A 16491-nucleotide genomic window follows, 5' to 3' on the forward strand; every position below is an offset into this window, starting at 1 on the left:
AAGCCCCGCGGCTCACAGCCGTGAGGCTCTCTCACATTTGGTCCGAGTGACTGGATTCGAACCAGCGGCCTCTTGAACCCCATTCAAGCGCGATACCAAACTTCGCCACACCCGGATATTCATTTCTGCGCCCCAAAGCGCTTAATTATATTATCATAGCCACTGCAAAAAGGCAAGCCTTTTTTGAAAAAAAATTGCCTGTTTCTGAAAAAGGCGGAGATATCTTGCAATCTCATCAAAAATATGGTTAGATAGGCGTATACGATCCACAGAATGGGGGAAAACCTATGTTTAACTTTCTCCAGTCCTACAAAGAGGAGAAAAGGGAAATCAGCCGCCTGCTGGATGATGCGTATGCCAGAGGGCTGCCGGCCTATCAGCGGGAAATGGGAGCGCTCCTGGATGAGGCCGAGGCCTCGGGCAAGACAGATCTTTCTCAGGAGGCAAAGGCCATCATGAACCGCTATCTGGAGCGGATCGGGGTGACGGTGGACGGCGCGATCCGCAAGGCGGAAAATGAGGAGATCCGGTCGCGCTACAACGCGGCCAAAGCGGATCACAGCTTGGCGGGTGGATTTTTTCAGGAGGATGGGACGGCGCTGGGGGCAGGGAATCTGTTCCAGTTGCTTTATTACGCATACACGGGGAAAAAGGCCGGAGGAAAAGATATTCAGCGGCAGGACTTTCTGCTGGGGGCCTATGTGGACCGGGCGCTGAACAAACTCCAGCGGCCAGTCTGAACGGAGGAACGGAAACTGCATGGAACATGATTGCTGCTGCCATGAACACGGCTGCGGAGGCTGCGGGCGCCATGCGCCGGTAGAGATCACACTCAGCCGTGCGGAGGCCGCGCTGCTGGCCCGGTTTGCCCAGTGCCCCTACCTTCCGCTGGCGCGGTTCCTCGCCCGCTCTTCTCGGGAGGACGAGCTGGAGGCGGTGGGGCTGTCCGCTGTCTTTCTGGAAGACGGCGCGGGTGACGATCAGGTGAAAGAGACCGGAAGGCTTCTGGAGCGCCTGGAGTCGCTGGGCCTGATCACGCTGGATTACGATATTCCCCTGTCCAACTACGATTACGCGGATTACGAGGTGTCCAGCCTTTATGCCCGTTTTCGGGAGACGGTGGCCGAAGGGGCCGCGCGCCCCGGCTTCCTTTTTGATACGCCGGATCTGCAAAAGGGGAGTATGGCGCTGACCGACCTTGGCCGTGCGGTACTGGAGCAGATCTGATCCTGTGGGGAAAACGCCGCTCTTTGGCACAGTATATGTCTGTGCCGGAGAGCGGTGTTGATTTTTCTGAGGCCTCACGGACGACTGGAAATGTTTGAGAGAAAGGCCGATTTTCTCACACGAAAATGTCAATAGTAAATGCGAAAAAAATATAAAAAAATATATTTGACTAAAACCCAAGGGCGGCGACGCACTCTTGAAACAGGATTTCGGACGTTCTCCACCCCAAGATTTCACGGGGATAATTGTTCACCCACTCTTCGACTTCCTTTACCGCCGCCGCGGTGACTTTTCCGAAATCTGTTCCCTTTGGGTACTTCCGCCGAATCATTTTGTTCTGACATTCATTTGAACCCCGTTCAAAACTGCTGTACGGGTGGCAATAGTAAAACTTCGTTCGCTTGCCCTTTCTGATTGCGGACCGCTCCAGCCGCTCAACGTCGGCGAATTCTCCGCCGTTGTCAACGGTGATCGTCTTGAAGATCAAGCGGAAGCGCGCCCCGAATCGGCGTTCTATACGATCAAGCGCCCGCACGGTGCTTTCTGCCGTTCTGTCCGGCATTTTCTCTATAATTTCTTTACGGGTCAATCGCTCTGTCAGCACCAGCAGGGCCTTTGACCCCTTTTTCTTTGAATATACGGTGTCCATTTCCCAATGCCCGAACGTGGTTCGGCTGTCAACCTCCGCTGGGCGCTTCTCTATGCTTTCGCCGCGGGGCGGGCGCTTCATGGTCTTTACCTTGTGATACTGCCGCTTCCGTTTCGGCTTTTCCGGCAAGTCTTTATTTGTGATCGTCAGGAAAACGCCCTTTGAAATGTAACTGTAAAGGGTGCTTACGCAAATACTTGTTTTGAATTGCTTTCCCTCCAGCTTCGCGTCAGCAAGGGCGGCGGCGGGCGAACGATCTTCGTTCAGAATCTTATTTTCGATGTAGCCCGCAAATTCAAAGTCGTTTCCGATTTTCAGCGGCGCGCCTTTCGCGGCGAGGTTGTCCCGATACCGCTTTTCTGCTCCGTCCGGGTTATACCGTTCTTCTTCAATCCACGTGTCGCCGTCCAGATGGACCCAACGGGCGCGCTTAATCTCGCGGTAAACCGTGCTGATATGCACGTGAAGTTCTGCGGCAATCTCTTTCTTTGAACAATGCGAATTCAACATAGCTTCGATTTTATAACGGTCTGTTTTGCTCAAATGGCTGTAATAATGTCCCATGCTATACCCTCCGAAAGCAAAACCCGCCCTTGCGTAATGCAAAGGCGGGTTTGTGCGTTATTGCTGGACGCGGTGTACCCGCAAAGCCATTTTAACAAATTTATTATACTAACGCAAGTATATTATTTATCGTCTTGCCCTGTCAGCCATTCCATAGACACGCCTAAAACCCGCGAAAGCACAACGAGTTCGTAATCTGTCACGAATCGCGTTCCGATTTCAATTCGGCTTACGCTGTCCCGCTCCATCGTTACGCCCTCGATCTGCAACCGGGCGGCGAGGTCCTCTTGTGTAATTTTGCGGCGGGCGCGGGCTTCTTTTACGCGGTCCCCGCAAAGATTCTTCCGGCCTTTATAGTCGTATATCTTCATCGGCGTTCCTCCCTTTGTGTTAAAGGTCTGCATTTTTCTTGACTTTAACACGCAAAGCACGCATAATTGTGTTAAAGGTCAGAACCCTAGCATTTTCAAGCGGTTCAGCCTTTGAAAAAACACAAAGCCGCCCGGTTTCGGACGGCGGAACGGAGGATTTATGAAACGCTTTCTTTCCCTTTGTCTTGCGGCCTGCCTTGCGTTATCTCTCGCGGGGTGTGGCGGCGGGCTGGTCGATCTTGACACGCCCAAATCGAAAGAGTTGTCCGCGCAGTATGATTATTACGCGGATTCCATGAACACAATTCGGGCTGATATGAAGATCACCCCCGAACAGGCCGACGAGGTATTTATAATTCTTGTGTCCTGCGGCCTTGATGAAAAAATTACCAGCATATATGAGAACGGCGGCGTTTATACGGTTAATTTCGGCGGCGATTCTCTCGACGTTACGTTGAACGGCGGCGCGGTTGATACGGTCCAGCAGGGGCAAGACACGCTTTACCCGGAATTCTCAAAGCACAATGTTTTGATGGACTATGATTTGATCGTAAAAGATGTTAAAAGCGGCTCCGGCGACGTGATCGGCGAATATGCTTATATTCGCATTATGAAAAAACAGCTTGAAGAGATCACGGAGGAAAATTATAAAGAGTTTGCCGAATCTGTCGTGAAAGACAGCGGTTACAACTGGGTGTCGATTCTCTGCGACGACGGCACGGGAATTTGTTTCCCCGGCTCTATGTATTATGTCGCCGATTATGGCAAGCAGGACGCGGACGGCTCCATTTTGGAAAGCTACGGAACAATTACGCTGAACGAAAGCGGCGGTTATACTTACGATAAAGCCGAATAACAGGAAAGCAAAGCGGCGGGCGCAAAGGCCCGCCGCTTTTTTGCTTATTGAGCGCCCGCCGCCGTATCAAGCGTCGTTTCAATCCATTCATTCAAGGACATTCCCGCCGCTTCCGCCGCGGCCTGATACTTCGCCTTTTTGCCTTTCTTTACAGACGGGTAAAGACGATCATAATTGTTTTCATTGTACCGCCTTTTTGCGTCCGTCGCGGTCTTTCCGCGGGGCGTTTCGTATTTTCCGGGCATTTGAACCCCTCCTTTTCTGCTCTTTATTTTACCACGGCGTTTATACTAACGCAAGTATAAATATTGCATATACTAACGCAAGTATATTTGTTCACTTTGCCGATTGACGATATACTAACGTTAGTATATAATAATAATCAGAAAGAGGGAAACAAAGCCGCCCGGTTGCCGGGGCGTAAAGTTCGGCAACGGCCAACCTTACGGGCCGACACGAAAAGGGGGCCGACACGGTAAACGACAACACTTCAACCTCGGTTTAATATATGGGAGGTAATCAAATGAAAAAGTTTGAAATCGGCAAGGAATATTTCGATCACAGCATTTGCAATTACGATTGCGTGTTTACTATCAAGATTGTCAAGCGTACCGAAAAAAACCGTGACTTTTGAGCGGAACGGCAAAACTCGCCGGGCAAAGCTGTTCAGCGACGAACGCGGCGAATATATCATTCCTGACCGCTATTCTATGGCCCCCGTTTTCCGCGCTGAATGTGAGGTTCAGCCGGAAGAGGAACCCGCCGCGGAAGAATCCGCACCCGCTCCCACGGAGGACGCGGCCCGCTCGATCAGCTTTGACATTGACCAGCCCGCCGACGAAAGCGCGGTTGTTGTTATGGTCGGCCAGCGCGTCGAATGCGTGTGCGGCGCTTGCTATCCCGTTCAGGCCGGAACCGTGATCGGCTTTGAATCTTCCCCGGCAACCCGTTTCTTTCCCTCTTGCGTGTATGCCGTGATTCGTTGGGAGGACCGCCCGGCGGTCCCCGAACGGGTCCGCCTGTCCGATATTCACCGCCGCGGCTGGCGGTCTGCGAACGGCTCCCCGCTGGGTGTGTTCGTAACTGGATAATTTACCGGGGCGGCGTGGACCCGCCGCCCCTCTTCATGGAGGGTTTCAAATGTGGATTGATTGTTATACACTACCCAAAGATCAGGGGATTTGCTGTGAACATTGCGGCACGTACATTCGCAACGTTTTTGTTCTCCACTTCGACGACGGTTTTTCTTTGAAATGCGGTGTCGAATGCTTCAACAAGCTTATAAAGAAAACCAATTTAACCCAATACGGCGCAAAGCTGTTAAAGAAGCAGGCGGACCGTATAAAGGCATTTAACGAAATGCGCGATAACTGGACCCGTTGGCAAACCCCGGAAGAAGCGGAATCCGACGGCTGTTTTCAGCGTATCGAGGACCCGGACAAGCCCGGATTGTGGCGCATTCGTACACAAGCAGAGTTTGAAGAAGAAAGGGCGTTTATGCTAAATAATCTTATTCCGTACAGGATCAGCGAAATTCAAGCGGAAACAAAAGCCCGCTTCAAAAACGTTCGTGTTAAGTCTGATTGATCGACGCGCCGCCGAACCTCCCACGGCGGCGCAAATTTCTTGAAAAACTTTGCTTTTTCCTCTTGACAATATACTAACGTTAGTATATAATAAGAGACAGAAAGGGGGTGAAACGGTGAAGAAGAAAAAGAAAAAGCCTACGAAATCGCGGATTGATGTTCGCACCATCATTGTTTCCGCAATCGTAGACTTTTTGGTGGGGCTTGCGCTACTGCTGATCGACAAGCACACGTAAGCTAACCCCGTATTCTATGGGCGGGTTCACCGCCCACCCATAGAATACACTTTTTCTTCCGATCTGTCAATTATGCTTGTAAAACTCGCAATATTCCTAATTGCCGCCGCCGGGGTCAAACTTATTGTTTCCGCTGTCATTTATTTTAACCGAAAGAGAAAGGACAATCACGATGAAGAAAGGTGAATATGTATATACCCCGCGTTTCTGCTCCGTAATGATTGAAAAGGTATTTAGAAGTCTTGAAACTGCGGTAAAATACGGATTTGTTGAACCCACGTACTATAACAACCCCGAATATTCCGTTTTTGGAAAGCATATCGGGAAAGATACCATGATTTTTGCCGCCGTAAAGAAATGACCGCAATAGAAAAAGCCCGCCGGGACCCCGGCGGGCTTGTGTTTTTGTCCGAATCGGACGGTTTTTAATTTTTCGCGGGTTCGGCTGCGCCCTCCGCCAGCGTTGCTTCCACGCCGACGGCCAGCAGGTTTTCCACGGTCGGCGCTTCGATGTAGCCTTTCAAATTGTCGTTCGCGCCCCACGCCTTTTTTGCTTCCTCCAGCGCGGCTTCAATCATGTTCGCAATGTCCTTTTCGGTGAAAAGCAGTTTCAGCACCGCGGGGATTCTCTGATAAATCCAGTCCGCAACGGCGGCAAACTTCAGCGAACCCGTGCCGCCGCCGAATTGCTTTTCGGCCTGCGTTACGAGGTTGAACAGGATTTTTTCAAGAATCTTCGTTTCGCCGCGCTTGATAAGAACGACGATCACCACAAGGAACGCGAGGACAACCAGCACGCTGTCCCAATTCGCCGCAAGAAACGCAAGAATGTTCATGTCTTTTTCTCCTTTCAGCCCACGACGGAACAGGCGGATTCAGGGACCCAGCCCAGCCCGTCAATGTGTACGCCGCATTTGCGGCCCGGATAGTAATATTTGACCGTGTACGTGCCGTTCACGGTCTTTCCCTGCCCGTTTCCGTTGCTGTCCCGGTACAGGGGGCCGGAATACTTCACCCGCGCGCCGACGCGCATTTTCGGGGCCGTTGTGGTCCCGCTCCCGCCGGGCGTGGTGCTGACAGCCTGCACGTCCGCCGCGTCAACCCATCCGTAAACGGTGGACCCGCCGCCGCTCTGCTTGATAAGGTGGTACGGGTGCTTCGCTCCCTTTGATACCGCCGTAACCTTTGCCGTTCCCGGCTTGCAGGCGGGGCCGCTGGCGGCGTTCGCGCTGGTGTAGTGTTTACTGCCCGTGAAGCGCACCACGTCGCCCACGGCGAACGCAAGCGCGCCGGAGGTATCGGAGGACCCGCCGGACGTTCCGGCCTGTCCTGCGCCGCTCTGCGCGCCCTGCTGGGGCGTTTCGGCGGTGTCGTAGGTGATATACGGTAATTTACCGTGCTTTGTCCATCTGCGCCCGTTCATGCCGGAGATTGCGCCGATATTCAGGCACGCCGTAACCTGCACACAGTTCTTGAAAACAGGGGTGCATTCAATCACCTTTCCGCCGCCGATATATACGCCGATATGCCCGGACAGCCACACCGCTTCGCCGGGAACGATCTTCCCGAAATCGGTTGAAACGTCCTTGCATACCTGAATCATGGAATCGGCCCCAATGTCGGTAACGCCGTTGACGGCATAGCCCGCGCCGCCGTAGGTTTTGGACGCGTCGCCGCTCCATCCCCAAAGAACGCCCTTGATAAGACAAACGCAATCGAACCCGAAAACGGGCGGATTCTGATTTGCCGCGGCCTTAATCATTGCCGTTCGCGCGGTCTGCTTGTTGTAACTGTGGTTCGTGCAATACCGGGACACGTTCGCCCCGGTCAAGGGCGCGCCGAAACAGCCCATGACATACAGGGTTTTGTAATTGTCCACGATGTTCTGCAACTTCTTGATGAATTCAGACGCTTTCATTTTGCCCGCTCCTTTCGCGTCTACGGGGCTTTGCGCCCCGGTGGTGATATTTGACCCGCCGGACGTTCCGGCCTGTCCTGCGCCGTCGTAGGCGGTCAGGCCGTAAGATTCGATAATCTGAATCAGCTTGTCCGCGTAATTCGGGTCCGTGGCATAGCCCGCGGCCTTGATAGCCCGGCACGCGGCCTTATAGTCTCGCTCCCCGATAACGGCTTTGTAGCGTGTGGCCCCGGTCAGCAACGCCGAATGATCGGCGACGCTATCCGCCCAGCTATCGTAGGCCCGAAACAGGGCGGTTACGGTGGTAAAGGTCGCGCCGTCGTAACATTCCTGTGTCTGTGCGCTGTAAACCTTTCCTTTCCAGCTTGCCCCGGCCTTAATGCCGAAAAGGGCGTTTGCTTTGACGGTCAAGCCGGATTTTCCCCATCCGCTTTCAAGGATTGCTTGCGCAATCGTAAGGGACGCGAGAACGCCGCTTTTCTGCATATCGGCGGCGGCAAGGTTGCCCACCCGCTCGATGAAATCTTTCTGTTCTTTTGTGATTGCCATTGTTTGACCTCCGCTTATGGCTGAATGTTGTTCAGGTCAACGGGCATTCCCTCCGTTGCTTCCGGGTTCGCCTTTTTGATCTTCACAACGTTTTCGCATTTTGCTTTCCACGAATAAAAGCCGATCACCGTTGCCGTGGGCGCGCCGACGTAGGTTAGAAACACCCCAAGTTGCGACGGGTCAATGACAACAGCCCGAACGCCCACGACGAACCCGCCGAAATAGGTTAAGAGAACCGCCCAAAGAACAAGCTTTGAACACTCGATCTTCGGGCGGTTTTTCTCTTTATTCTCTTTACGGCGGCGGGGCTTCCGGCCCCCGAACAGCAAAACGGCGGCAAGCCCGCCGATCAGCCCGGCGGCGGCGCTTAATAGATAGCCCATGCCGCGCCGCCTTTCTTATTCGTCCGGGTGGTCCGTGTGGTCCGTGATGTTCTCCAGCCGATCAATGCGCTTGTGTGCCTGCTTCGCGGATTGTTCAACCGCCGTAAGCCGGGAAATAAAGTCGGTGTTCGTCTTTCTCTGCTCCCGCTGTTCGGCTTTGATGTCGTCGATTCCGCCTTTGATATAGCCTATTTCCGTAAGAACGGTCGCGTCCTGCTTCGCGTCCGCGGTGGTGTCGCTCTTCTTATTCCGCGTAAAGGTGGCATAGCCGAACACGATTGCACAAATCGGGCTTAAAATCCCGATAATGGTTATGAAATCTTGCATTCCCTGTTACCTCCCATGAAAGAAATCCCCGTAAACGCTTTTCAGCGAATACGGGGTATCGGGAGGTTTGCCGCCCCTCCCATACACGGTGGAATCATAAGCCCAAATCAGCCAGCGGGCGGTGTCCTCCGCCCATATCGCAAGGGGCATAATAAAGAACCAAAGCAGGCCGAACGCCGGGCAAATCTGCCCCAGCACGTTGCCGGGCTGATTGCTGTAATCCCAAACGTTCAGGCCCAGCCATAGGTTCAGCACGCACCCGCTCACAAATTCCACGGCAAGGACGATCAGCGCGCCGATTACCGCTTGCAGGACAACCGGGGCGCGGTAGAACCGGGGAATTTGATTGATCGCCCCCACAAGGACCCCGCACAAGCCGCCGACGATCAGCATAGAGGGGTGGGACCTGCCGCGGAACAGCACTTCGAGGGCGACATATACCATTCCCAGCGCGGCCCAAAGCGTCAAAATCCGTTTCATGCTTCACCACCGCCCGCCGCTTCGATGATCGCCGCCATGCTTGCCGCAAGGTCGGCGGGAAGTTCTGCGCCGTAGGTGATCGCCGGGAGTTCGTCAAGCCCGGCCCGCTTAATCCACGCGTTCACGTGGTTGCAGTATGTCCGATGGTAAAAAACGTGTGCGGTCGCGGCCTGCGCCAGCACGGTGAATTCCTCCGCCGGGTACATTCGGCAAAGTTCGCCGTCGGCGTGGTACGGGACCGCCGCCGCGCCCTCTTTTACCACCTGCGCTTGTGCCAGCAACTCCGTTTGATCGTGTTCGGTCAAACTGTAATGCGAACCGTTCACGTCAATTCCGGCATAGATCGCCGCGGAACACTCCGCGCCGATCTCCTGTTTCTTTACCGCCCGGACCTGTTCAACGTCGTTCCAGTCGGCGGGCGGCTGAATTCCCAGCCGCTCCAGCCGCATATTACGAATGCTATCTTCTCTGTGCTGTACGCTCATTCAAAATTACCTCCCACGGAAGAAATAAAGCAATCGCCCGTCGCGTCGTTACGCTTCACCTTGATTCGGAAGTTATAGCCCCACGCGTCAGCCGTCTTTGTGGTGTTGGAAAGGAAAAATTTGCTCCCGCTGGTGACGGCCTGCGTCACGTCCTCCCATGTGGGGGAAGCGTCGTTGCCGTTGTTGCACACTTCAACGGTGAACGTTGCCCCCGCCGGAATCTGCCGGGTGACGCTCATAATTGCTTTTGTAATCATGTCGTCGGCGGCAAGCGGGGTCGCAAGGGTCAATTCAATTTCGGTTTCGTTCTTCGTGAACGTATAGGTCCGGGTGGCGGTGCCGCCGTAATCGTCCGTCGCGGTGATCGTCAGGGTGTGGGACCCATTCAACAGCTTCACCCATTCCGCCGCGGTGACGTTGAACGAATAGCTTTGCCCGCTGGTTGCGGTGAAGCTTCGTTTTTCCGTGCCGTCGATCTTCTCGACAACCGTTACCGTCTGCCCGCTGTCCGGGTCGGTCACAACGTAGGCTTGCGCAAACGCCCCGGTCTTTGTGCCGAGGTCCGAATCTGCGCCGTCGATGGTGGGGGCGGTGTTGTTGATTACGGTTCGGGTCGCGCTGGTGGTGTACGCCGATTCTGCGCCCGCGCTGTCGTAAGCCTTGACCCTGTACGCAATGCTTGTCCAGCCCTTTGTGATCGCGTCGGTGTACGTCCTGTTGATTCCCTTGTAAACCTGCGCCCACGAACCCCCGTCGTACTGCCTTTCGAGGGTGTAGCCGGAAAGGTTGCCATCTTCATCCGTGGCGGCTCCCCAAGTCACGGTCAGGCTTTCGCCGCCGCGGACGCTGGTCGGAACGTCGATACTTGCAGGGGCAGAGGGGGCGCGGTTCCAAATGATGGTGTATGCACCGTCCGAATCTGCGGTATCAGATACCAAGATTGAAGAGGACAAATTACAAAGCGGGCGAACGCCGTCGTTGCCGCTGTACGCGCTGTCGCGGTTCAACGCGCCGGAGGAATAGACGCTGCGGACGCTGCACGAGTTGGACGCGTAAGCGTCGGCAAGCCACCACCACCAAGCTTGCGTTGCCGACAAACTGGATGATGTGTATTCGCTCTTGCTGACAGCTTCCGCCGTGGGGTACGCAAGACGGGAATTGTTGTCGCTGAACAAGGCCAGCTTGCTTCCCGCGGTCACGTCGCCCGACAAGCCAACTTCCGTACAGGTGGCAAGGAAAATCTTGTCAACGCAAGATTCGGTGCCGCCGCCGTCCACGGAAGCTTTGCCGACGGTGTGCGTTGTGGAAAGCAGGGCCGCAACAAAGTTCGTAGAGAACCCGGCAAGGAAGCCCGCTTCCGCGTCGTATTCGTTGTAGTTGCTCCAAACGTTGGCATTCGTGGGGGGCGCGTCCGCGCTGTGCTGTGCGCTGTACCATGCGCCCGCTGACGCGCCGCTATTCAGCCATTGCCGAATATTTGAATAAATCCATCGGTTATTACCATAGGATTTGCGGTTGCTGTCGCTGTTGCCGGATTCGATAGCGTCAAAGCATTTCAGCGAAATAATTTTTTCCGTAATTAGCGTCACGGACCTGGAGGGATAACCCGCGTGGCCTTTGTCGGCAATTTTCCAAACAATGGGCTTGCCGTTGTAGAGGGTCCCCGTGTCCTTGACGAGTGCGCCGACGGCCAGCGCGCTTAATGCCTGTGCCATTATGCTACACGCTCCTTTGTTAGATAGTCTGAAAATAGTTCCTCAAACAGCGCGTCGGTTTCCCGGATAAGGTGATAGCAGTTACCCTTTTCGGCGTGGCTCCGCCAGCTTCCGTATGATTGCCGTATTTTCTCCATTGTGATCTTGCCTTTGTCCAGTAAAACCCGCTGTTTCCGTAGTTTCTTTTGCTCCTTACATTTGCTTACCCTCCTAACTTTGCGAATCACTTTCCCGGAATCGGTCAAATACGTATGGAATCCCAAGAAGTCAATACCGTTCCGCAACGGGAAAATGTTTGTTTTGTTGTTCAGGGTCAGACCCAGCGGGGCAAGGAATTTTTCGATTTCCCGCCAGCAATACTGCAAATACGCCTTGTCCTCATGTATCAAGTAAAAGTCGTCCATGTACCGCCCATAAAAGCGAATGCCCAGCTTTTCTTTGACAAAATGATCTAACCCCGAAAGATACATAACGGCGAACCATTGTGAAGTTTGGTTGCCGATAGGGATTCCCGGATTCTCCGTGCTGTCAATGATAAGGTCGATCAGCCACAAAAGATCAGGGTCCCGGAAGTAATGCCGGACCATTTGTTTTAGTGGTTCGTGCTGAATTGAGTAAAAATATTTAGAAATGTCACATTTGAGAACCCAGCCGTCGGCGTACCCGCCGTCCTGCGTTGGAACGGGCGGCAATCCGGCGGCTTTCTGTTCCGCGTCTGCCTTTGCTTTGCGTTCAAAGAAATATGACCGCATGAATTCTTCCAGCCTGTATAGGCCGTCATGGGTCCCGCGGCCCGGTTGTGAAGCGTAGTTGTCCCGAATAAACGAACGGGAGAACGCGGGTTCAAGTATGTTGTCGCATAAGGAATGCTGAACCACCTTGTCTTTGAATGCGTTTGTCATAACGATTCTTTCTTTCGGTTCGTATACACGGAACACGAAATAATCAGACGGGCGGTAAGTCTTATTTTTCAGCATTTCCGATAGCAGGCAAAGGGCTTCCAGCAAGTTTGCTTCAAACTTTGCGACGCTGGCTTTGCCCCGTTTGCCCCGGCGGGCCTTTAGGAATCCGGCGTATAGGTTGCCGAAATCATAGACCCGCTCGAAATCTGCGGTTTGCATTATAAAAACTCCTTGCCGTGTATAGAATCCGCCTTGTAGGGGCCGCAAGCGTCGCCGCCTGCGGTTGCAATGCTTCATCATCGGACCCCGCCACGCGTCCGTGGCGGGACGGAAGCTGGTTCCCGTGGGCCTTGCTTCACCAATCTTGTATTTACCGTCGTGCTGTCACCACGGCGGAGGGATACGCTTTCCTTTGATGATGGTCCTCTGTTTTCCGCCTTTCGGCGTACTCAATCGCGGTGTTCCATCAGAGCGGGCGAACGCCGTTGTTGCCGTTGTACGCGTTGTTGTTGTTCAACGCGCCGGAGGAATTGACGTTGCGGACGTTGTACGAGTTGGACGCTACAAAGCGCACCCCAAGAAAAACGCCGGGCGTTACCGCCGCGGCGTGTTTCCTCTTTGCATTTCTGCGAATCGCTCCCGGTCTTTCTTTCTCCAGCTTGCCGTCATGCGCTTTACTTCAATAGCGTATTGCGCCCACGCGGTGCATTGCTCTTTTGAAATAAGATTGCGCCTTTCGGCTAACTCGATCAGGAAAAGAACGTCTTTACAACGCGAAAGGGCTTTCTTTTGTTCGTAACGCCGTTCCTTGAATTCCCCTGCGTCGGAAATATCAAGGTCGTTCGCGTCCTGAATGTGAATCACGATTTCGCGAGCAAAGTCCATAAGGTCAACCGCTAATTTGCGGTGTTTCTTTGGAAATCGCCTTTCGGTCGCCATCATGTATGTATGAAAGGCTAAATCCTTTGCTTTGGTGATGATGATAAATTCGTTTTGCTTACCCTCTGCGGGCGGCTGGTTCATTGCAGGCACCGCCTTTCCCGGATTCTCGCAACCTCTGACGGGTCGCCCTCGAATTTGAATCCGTATTCGGTAATAGTCAGAACCGCCCGGCTCCCGGTGTAGGTGGTGCCGCTGATCGTCAATTCATCAGCGGCCCCGCACCGTTCGCAAGGCGGTTCGATCTCTGTAAAAAGATTCCCGATAATGCAGGATAATTCCCGCCGGGTACACGCATATTCTGTCAACATTCGATTCTGTTTCGCTCCGCGTTCCATACGCCCTTTGTCAGAACGATTCCGTCGAGGGAATCAAAGGACACAAGATATGGGTTCCCGGTGATGTTGTTGAAAAGGCCATCTTCCACGCGGGCAACGCGGCTTTCGAGGGCGGCAACCTTGTTCAAGGCTTCCGCCGCGTCTGCCGCCGCCTGCGCCGCCGTAGCCGCGGCCCCTTTCCACGCGGCCCGCTCTTCCGCCGTCACGTGAACGGTGGTGTCCTCCGTGTGCTGAATCAGCCCAGCAATAGCGGTGTCATAGTTCGCCATCGTGGAGGGGTTCACGTGAATTTCGGAGTTGTTCGCGTGGGCGTTCAGGTCGATTATGTCGGCCTTTTTCTCAATCAGGGTTTGGTGGGCCTTTGCCGACGCGTTATGCTCTTCAAGGTCCTTTTTCGTTGCGGAGATCACGGCGGGGTCAACAATAAAGGTGATTGCCCCGGTGTTTGAAATCTCAATGTGCATTGTCAATTCGATTTCTCCCGCCGCGCCGCTGGCAATCACGACTTTTTCGGTGTCCGGGGTGTTGCAAATTGCAATCATGTTCCCCGCGTCGTCCTCCGCGCTCATTTCGCGGATGGTGAAGCCGCCGACGGACGACGGCACGATTGCCACAACGTCAATCATGTTCGAGGAATCTTCATTGACCGAAACGCTCTTGACCGGGCCGCTCCAGCACGGGTTCTTTAAGGCCGTCATATTCGGGGTGGGCTGATAGTACGCCCCGCCGCCGTCGCCGACGGCCAGCGTGGTGATGTTGACTTTCGTTCCGTCCATGACCGCCGCCGTGATAAGGTTTGTTCCTACGTCGGTAACAATGGTCCCGTATGTTCTTTCAGTTTCCGCCATCTTTTATACCTCCCAATGATCGCCGAACGCTTCGTTCGGGAAAATTTCAAGCTTACGCCCGTACTTCGTAAAGCCCGCATAGAACACGCCGCCGCTCGATTCCATACCGTGCGCAAGATATGGGTAAACCTCCAGCCGGGTTCCGACGGAATGCACGGCGGCAACCTGCACAGTCGTTCGCTTTTCAATCTGATAGCTGATCGCTTCAAGGTGGGAACGGAGATTTTTATAAAACTGCACCCGCTCCAAAACCGCCGCTTGCCGCTCCGCCGAAATGCCCGATTCGGTCGCACCGATGATAACTTTGAACATATAGGGGTCGCCGCCGTACTCGAACCATTCCTTGACGGTCGTTCCGGGGAATACGGCCCCCAGCGCGGTTTCGACGGCGTATTTCGTCCCCAACTGTCGGTGAACCTTTACGCTGTCCCGAATGGTCCGGCACTTTACGTCGATAGGGTAAGAATAGTCGTACCAATCAACGTGGAGGTCGTAGGCCAGAATATCAAGGGTTTGTTCGTCCAGTTCATCAATGCGGGCGTATATGATGTTCTTTTCGATGTCCTTTGCGTTGATCTGTAATTGCTCCGCGATAACCCGCGCCAGCGCAAGCATATTCGGGTCATTTTTCAACGCCGGGGGGAGCGAACGGGTGAAGTCAACGGAAAACAGGTCGTTGTTATTCACTCTCCGCACCCCCGTTTACAATGGCGGTTTCTCCGCATTGCGCAACGGCATTGTCGGCAACGACGGTAAATACGGGGCTTCGTACTTCGACGCGCTTTACGCCCGTTTGCTTGATTCTGTAAATCAGTTCCGACGGGTCAATGTCCCGGCCCATCTTCCCGGCCTGCCACTCTTTGTAGGCCGCAACCGCCGCGGCAACGTTCGCCGCCGCCGCGCTATCGCTCAAAGCGCCGCCCGATGTGGTGTAGTATGTAAAGTCGATGTCATACGATACAGCTTCCGGGGCCTTGACCTGCACGTTGTCGGTCAGCGGGCGGACCTTTGCCGCCGAAAGGATTTCGGAAACCTTGTTCAAAATCTCTTCTCCCGGCAATTCTCCATCTTGAAGCAGAACCCGCACGTCTACAACGCCCGGTGTGGGGGATGTCGCTTTCACGTCCACAATCAGTGGCGACGCGGTTTTTGCAAAGTACACATAGCCGCCCAGCGGCCCGGCGGTCGAAAAGGTTTCGACGCTCTCCCGCATACGTTCATAAAACGCCGCGTCGCTCTCTTTATCCGCGCCGCCCGCGCTTTCCGTGGTGTTTTCCACGCTCTGATAATACGGGAAAATGTCAATCGGCTGGTTGATCTGCCCCGGAACAAAGCCGTTTCCGCTCTCTCCTGCCGTCAGGCATTCCGCTTTGACCTCCCCGGACAATTCGCCCGCCGGGATAGTCAGGCTTTCCAGCGTCGCAAATACAATTTCACCGTCGGCTGTCACCCGTGTTCCCGCCGGAATGACGGTCGCAACCTCCAGTTTGATTGAAAGCGTGAATTTTAACGTCGTCTTTGCCTTTTCCGGCTCCAGCCTGTAAGCGTCTTTGAATAGTTCCGCGAGGGAATCCAAATATTCACCCTCTGCGTACCGCGGGACGTTCTGTTTTGCCGAAAAGTCGATGTTGACCCGCTCTTGAACGATGATGTCGGCCACCCAAAGAACGAACAGGCGGGCCGGGTCTGCCGGGTAAAGTGTGCGCCCCGTGAAGATTTCATACGAACGAATCAGGGCGTTTTTAATGGCTTCCGTGTCGGTTTCCACAAAGGAAATATCAGGGTAGTTTCTAACCGTTGTCGTCGTCAATTATGCTCACCTCCAAAACAGGAATCAAAACCCCCGGTTGATTGCCCAATTCAAAAGTTACGTTTTCAACCTGCGCCCGCGGTTCGTATTCCTCTACCGCGTCCAAGACCTCCGAAATCAGGATAGATTGTGCCGCCGGAATCGGCTTGTCAATAAACCGCTGTGCAAGCCCCAGCCCCCGTTCAAGGGGGACCGAAAATTTCGGTGTTGACACGATGATTGCGACGTTTTGCAATACCTCTTCAACGGTGCTTTGCGGCGCAAGGTTGATTTTTCCGGGCGTGTAGGCTTTCACGATATACGCCATT

22 protein-coding genes and 1 tRNA gene are annotated in these 16491 nt (G+C 54.1%); 6 read left to right on the forward strand and 17 right to left on the reverse strand.

The genetic code is table 11. The annotated features are described in order from the left end of the window. Window positions 1-38: 38 nt before the first annotated feature. Window positions 39-115 (reverse strand) — tRNA-Pro (locus tag ACQRD3_RS00620). A 172-nt stretch (window positions 116-287) separates the two neighbouring features. Here ACQRD3_RS00620 and ACQRD3_RS00625 point away from each other — a divergent pair. Together ACQRD3_RS00625 and ACQRD3_RS00630 are read left to right on the forward strand one after the other, a co-directional pair. Beyond that, on the forward strand, window positions 288-740 hold the full coding sequence (locus ACQRD3_RS00625) for a hypothetical protein (RefSeq protein WP_080907153.1): 453 nt from the start codon (window positions 288-290) through the stop codon (window positions 738-740). Between the two features lie 19 nt (window positions 741-759). Then, the gene (locus ACQRD3_RS00630) at window positions 760-1227 is read left to right on the forward strand and encodes a hypothetical protein (RefSeq protein ID WP_080907154.1); all 468 of its coding nucleotides are present in this window, start codon (window positions 760-762) and stop codon (window positions 1225-1227) included. Between the two features lie 169 nt (window positions 1228-1396). On the opposite strand, the gene ACQRD3_RS00635 is transcribed toward ACQRD3_RS00630, so the two are convergent. Both ACQRD3_RS00635 and ACQRD3_RS00640 read right to left on the reverse strand, forming a co-directional pair. Beyond that, window positions 1397-2440: an IS30 family transposase gene (locus tag ACQRD3_RS00635; RefSeq protein WP_427779145.1), complete on the reverse strand. Its 1044-nt coding sequence runs from the start codon at window positions 2438-2440 to the stop codon at window positions 1397-1399. Window positions 2441-2562: 122 nt separating this feature from the next. Continuing rightward, a complete protein-coding gene (locus ACQRD3_RS00640) occupies window positions 2563-2811 on the reverse strand; it encodes a helix-turn-helix domain-containing protein (protein ID WP_427779147.1) in 249 nt (82 codons plus the stop codon). Window positions 2812-2971: 160 nt separating this feature from the next. Between ACQRD3_RS00640 and ACQRD3_RS00645 the strand changes: the two genes are divergently transcribed. Further along, complete coding sequence (locus tag ACQRD3_RS00645) at window positions 2972-3667, forward strand: hypothetical protein (protein WP_427779149.1); 696 nt, start codon at window positions 2972-2974, stop codon at window positions 3665-3667. A gap of 44 nt (window positions 3668-3711) precedes the next feature. Here the strand turns inward: ACQRD3_RS00645 and ACQRD3_RS00650 are convergent, their stop codons facing one another. Next, on the reverse strand, window positions 3712-3912 hold the full coding sequence (locus ACQRD3_RS00650; protein WP_235255314.1) for a hypothetical protein: 201 nt from the start codon (window positions 3910-3912) through the stop codon (window positions 3712-3714). Window positions 3913-4200: 288 nt separating this feature from the next. Here ACQRD3_RS00650 and ACQRD3_RS00655 point away from each other — a divergent pair, with 288 nt between their 5' ends. The 3 genes from ACQRD3_RS00655 to ACQRD3_RS00665 all read left to right on the forward strand — a co-directional run bounded on the left by ACQRD3_RS00655 (window position 4201) and on the right by ACQRD3_RS00665 (window position 5850). Continuing rightward, window positions 4201-4758: a hypothetical protein gene (locus tag ACQRD3_RS00655; RefSeq protein WP_427779150.1), complete on the forward strand. Its 558-nt coding sequence runs from the start codon at window positions 4201-4203 to the stop codon at window positions 4756-4758. A gap of 49 nt (window positions 4759-4807) precedes the next feature. Continuing rightward, window positions 4808-5254 (forward strand): hypothetical protein, encoded by a 447-nt coding sequence (locus ACQRD3_RS00660; protein WP_427779152.1) that lies wholly within the window; start codon window positions 4808-4810, stop codon window positions 5252-5254. Window positions 5255-5661: 407 nt separating this feature from the next. After that, a complete protein-coding gene (locus tag ACQRD3_RS00665) occupies window positions 5662-5850 on the forward strand; it encodes a hypothetical protein (RefSeq protein ID WP_235255310.1) in 189 nt (62 codons plus the stop codon). Between the two features lie 64 nt (window positions 5851-5914). Here ACQRD3_RS00665 and ACQRD3_RS00670 read toward each other — a convergent pair whose 3' ends face one another. From ACQRD3_RS00670 to ACQRD3_RS00730, 13 genes are all read right to left on the reverse strand, one after another. After that, on the reverse strand, window positions 5915-6325 hold the full coding sequence (locus ACQRD3_RS00670; RefSeq protein WP_427779154.1) for a hypothetical protein: 411 nt from the start codon (window positions 6323-6325) through the stop codon (window positions 5915-5917). Between the two features lie 14 nt (window positions 6326-6339). Beyond that, complete coding sequence (locus tag ACQRD3_RS00675; RefSeq protein WP_427779155.1) at window positions 6340-7956, reverse strand: glycoside hydrolase family 73 protein; 1617 nt, start codon at window positions 7954-7956, stop codon at window positions 6340-6342. Window positions 7957-7970: 14 nt separating this feature from the next. Continuing rightward, window positions 7971-8339, reverse strand: a complete 369-nt coding sequence (locus ACQRD3_RS00680; RefSeq protein ID WP_235255305.1) for a hypothetical protein — start codon at window positions 8337-8339, stop codon at window positions 7971-7973. A gap of 15 nt (window positions 8340-8354) precedes the next feature. Further along, on the reverse strand, window positions 8355-8666 hold the full coding sequence (locus tag ACQRD3_RS00685) for a hypothetical protein (protein WP_427779157.1): 312 nt from the start codon (window positions 8664-8666) through the stop codon (window positions 8355-8357). 6 nt (window positions 8667-8672) lie between these two features. After that, a complete protein-coding gene (locus ACQRD3_RS00690; RefSeq protein WP_427779159.1) occupies window positions 8673-9146 on the reverse strand; it encodes a putative ABC transporter permease in 474 nt (157 codons plus the stop codon). Beyond that, a complete protein-coding gene (locus ACQRD3_RS00695; protein ID WP_235255299.1) occupies window positions 9143-9631 on the reverse strand; it encodes a hypothetical protein in 489 nt (162 codons plus the stop codon). The genes ACQRD3_RS00690 and ACQRD3_RS00695 overlap by 4 nt, the downstream gene beginning before the upstream one ends. Then, window positions 9628-11346 (reverse strand): DUF6273 domain-containing protein, encoded by a 1719-nt coding sequence (locus ACQRD3_RS00700; RefSeq protein WP_427779162.1) that lies wholly within the window; start codon window positions 11344-11346, stop codon window positions 9628-9630. The genes ACQRD3_RS00695 and ACQRD3_RS00700 overlap by 4 nt, the downstream gene beginning before the upstream one ends. Then, window positions 11346-12467 carry a reverse transcriptase domain-containing protein gene (locus tag ACQRD3_RS00705; protein WP_427779164.1) on the reverse strand — a complete coding sequence of 374 codons (1122 nt, stop codon included), beginning with the start codon at window positions 12465-12467 and terminating at the stop codon, window positions 11346-11348. Before ACQRD3_RS00705 ends, ACQRD3_RS00700 begins: the two co-directional genes overlap by 1 nt. Window positions 12468-12842: 375 nt before the next feature. Continuing rightward, window positions 12843-13271: a hypothetical protein gene (locus tag ACQRD3_RS00710; RefSeq protein ID WP_235255293.1), complete on the reverse strand. Its 429-nt coding sequence runs from the start codon at window positions 13269-13271 to the stop codon at window positions 12843-12845. Window positions 13272-13491: 220 nt separating this feature from the next. Next, on the reverse strand, window positions 13492-14373 hold the full coding sequence (locus ACQRD3_RS00715; protein ID WP_427779166.1) for a phage tail protein: 882 nt from the start codon (window positions 14371-14373) through the stop codon (window positions 13492-13494). Between the two features lie 3 nt (window positions 14374-14376). Continuing rightward, entirely contained in the window at window positions 14377-15060 is a 684-nt protein-coding gene (locus ACQRD3_RS00720; protein ID WP_427779168.1) for a phage tail protein I, read from the reverse strand. Continuing rightward, on the reverse strand, window positions 15053-16183 hold the full coding sequence (locus ACQRD3_RS00725) for a baseplate assembly protein (protein ID WP_427779170.1): 1131 nt from the start codon (window positions 16181-16183) through the stop codon (window positions 15053-15055). Before ACQRD3_RS00725 ends, ACQRD3_RS00720 begins: the two co-directional genes overlap by 8 nt. After that, on the reverse strand, window positions 16164-16490 hold the full coding sequence (locus ACQRD3_RS00730; RefSeq protein ID WP_427779172.1) for a hypothetical protein: 327 nt from the start codon (window positions 16488-16490) through the stop codon (window positions 16164-16166). The genes ACQRD3_RS00725 and ACQRD3_RS00730 overlap by 20 nt, the downstream gene beginning before the upstream one ends. Window position 16491: the final 1 nt, after the last annotated feature.

The sequence above is a fragment of the Candidatus Pseudoscillospira sp. SGI.172 genome (assembly GCF_050313575.1).
In the GTDB taxonomy this organism is placed as follows: domain Bacteria; phylum Bacillota; class Clostridia; order Oscillospirales; family Oscillospiraceae; genus Vermiculatibacterium.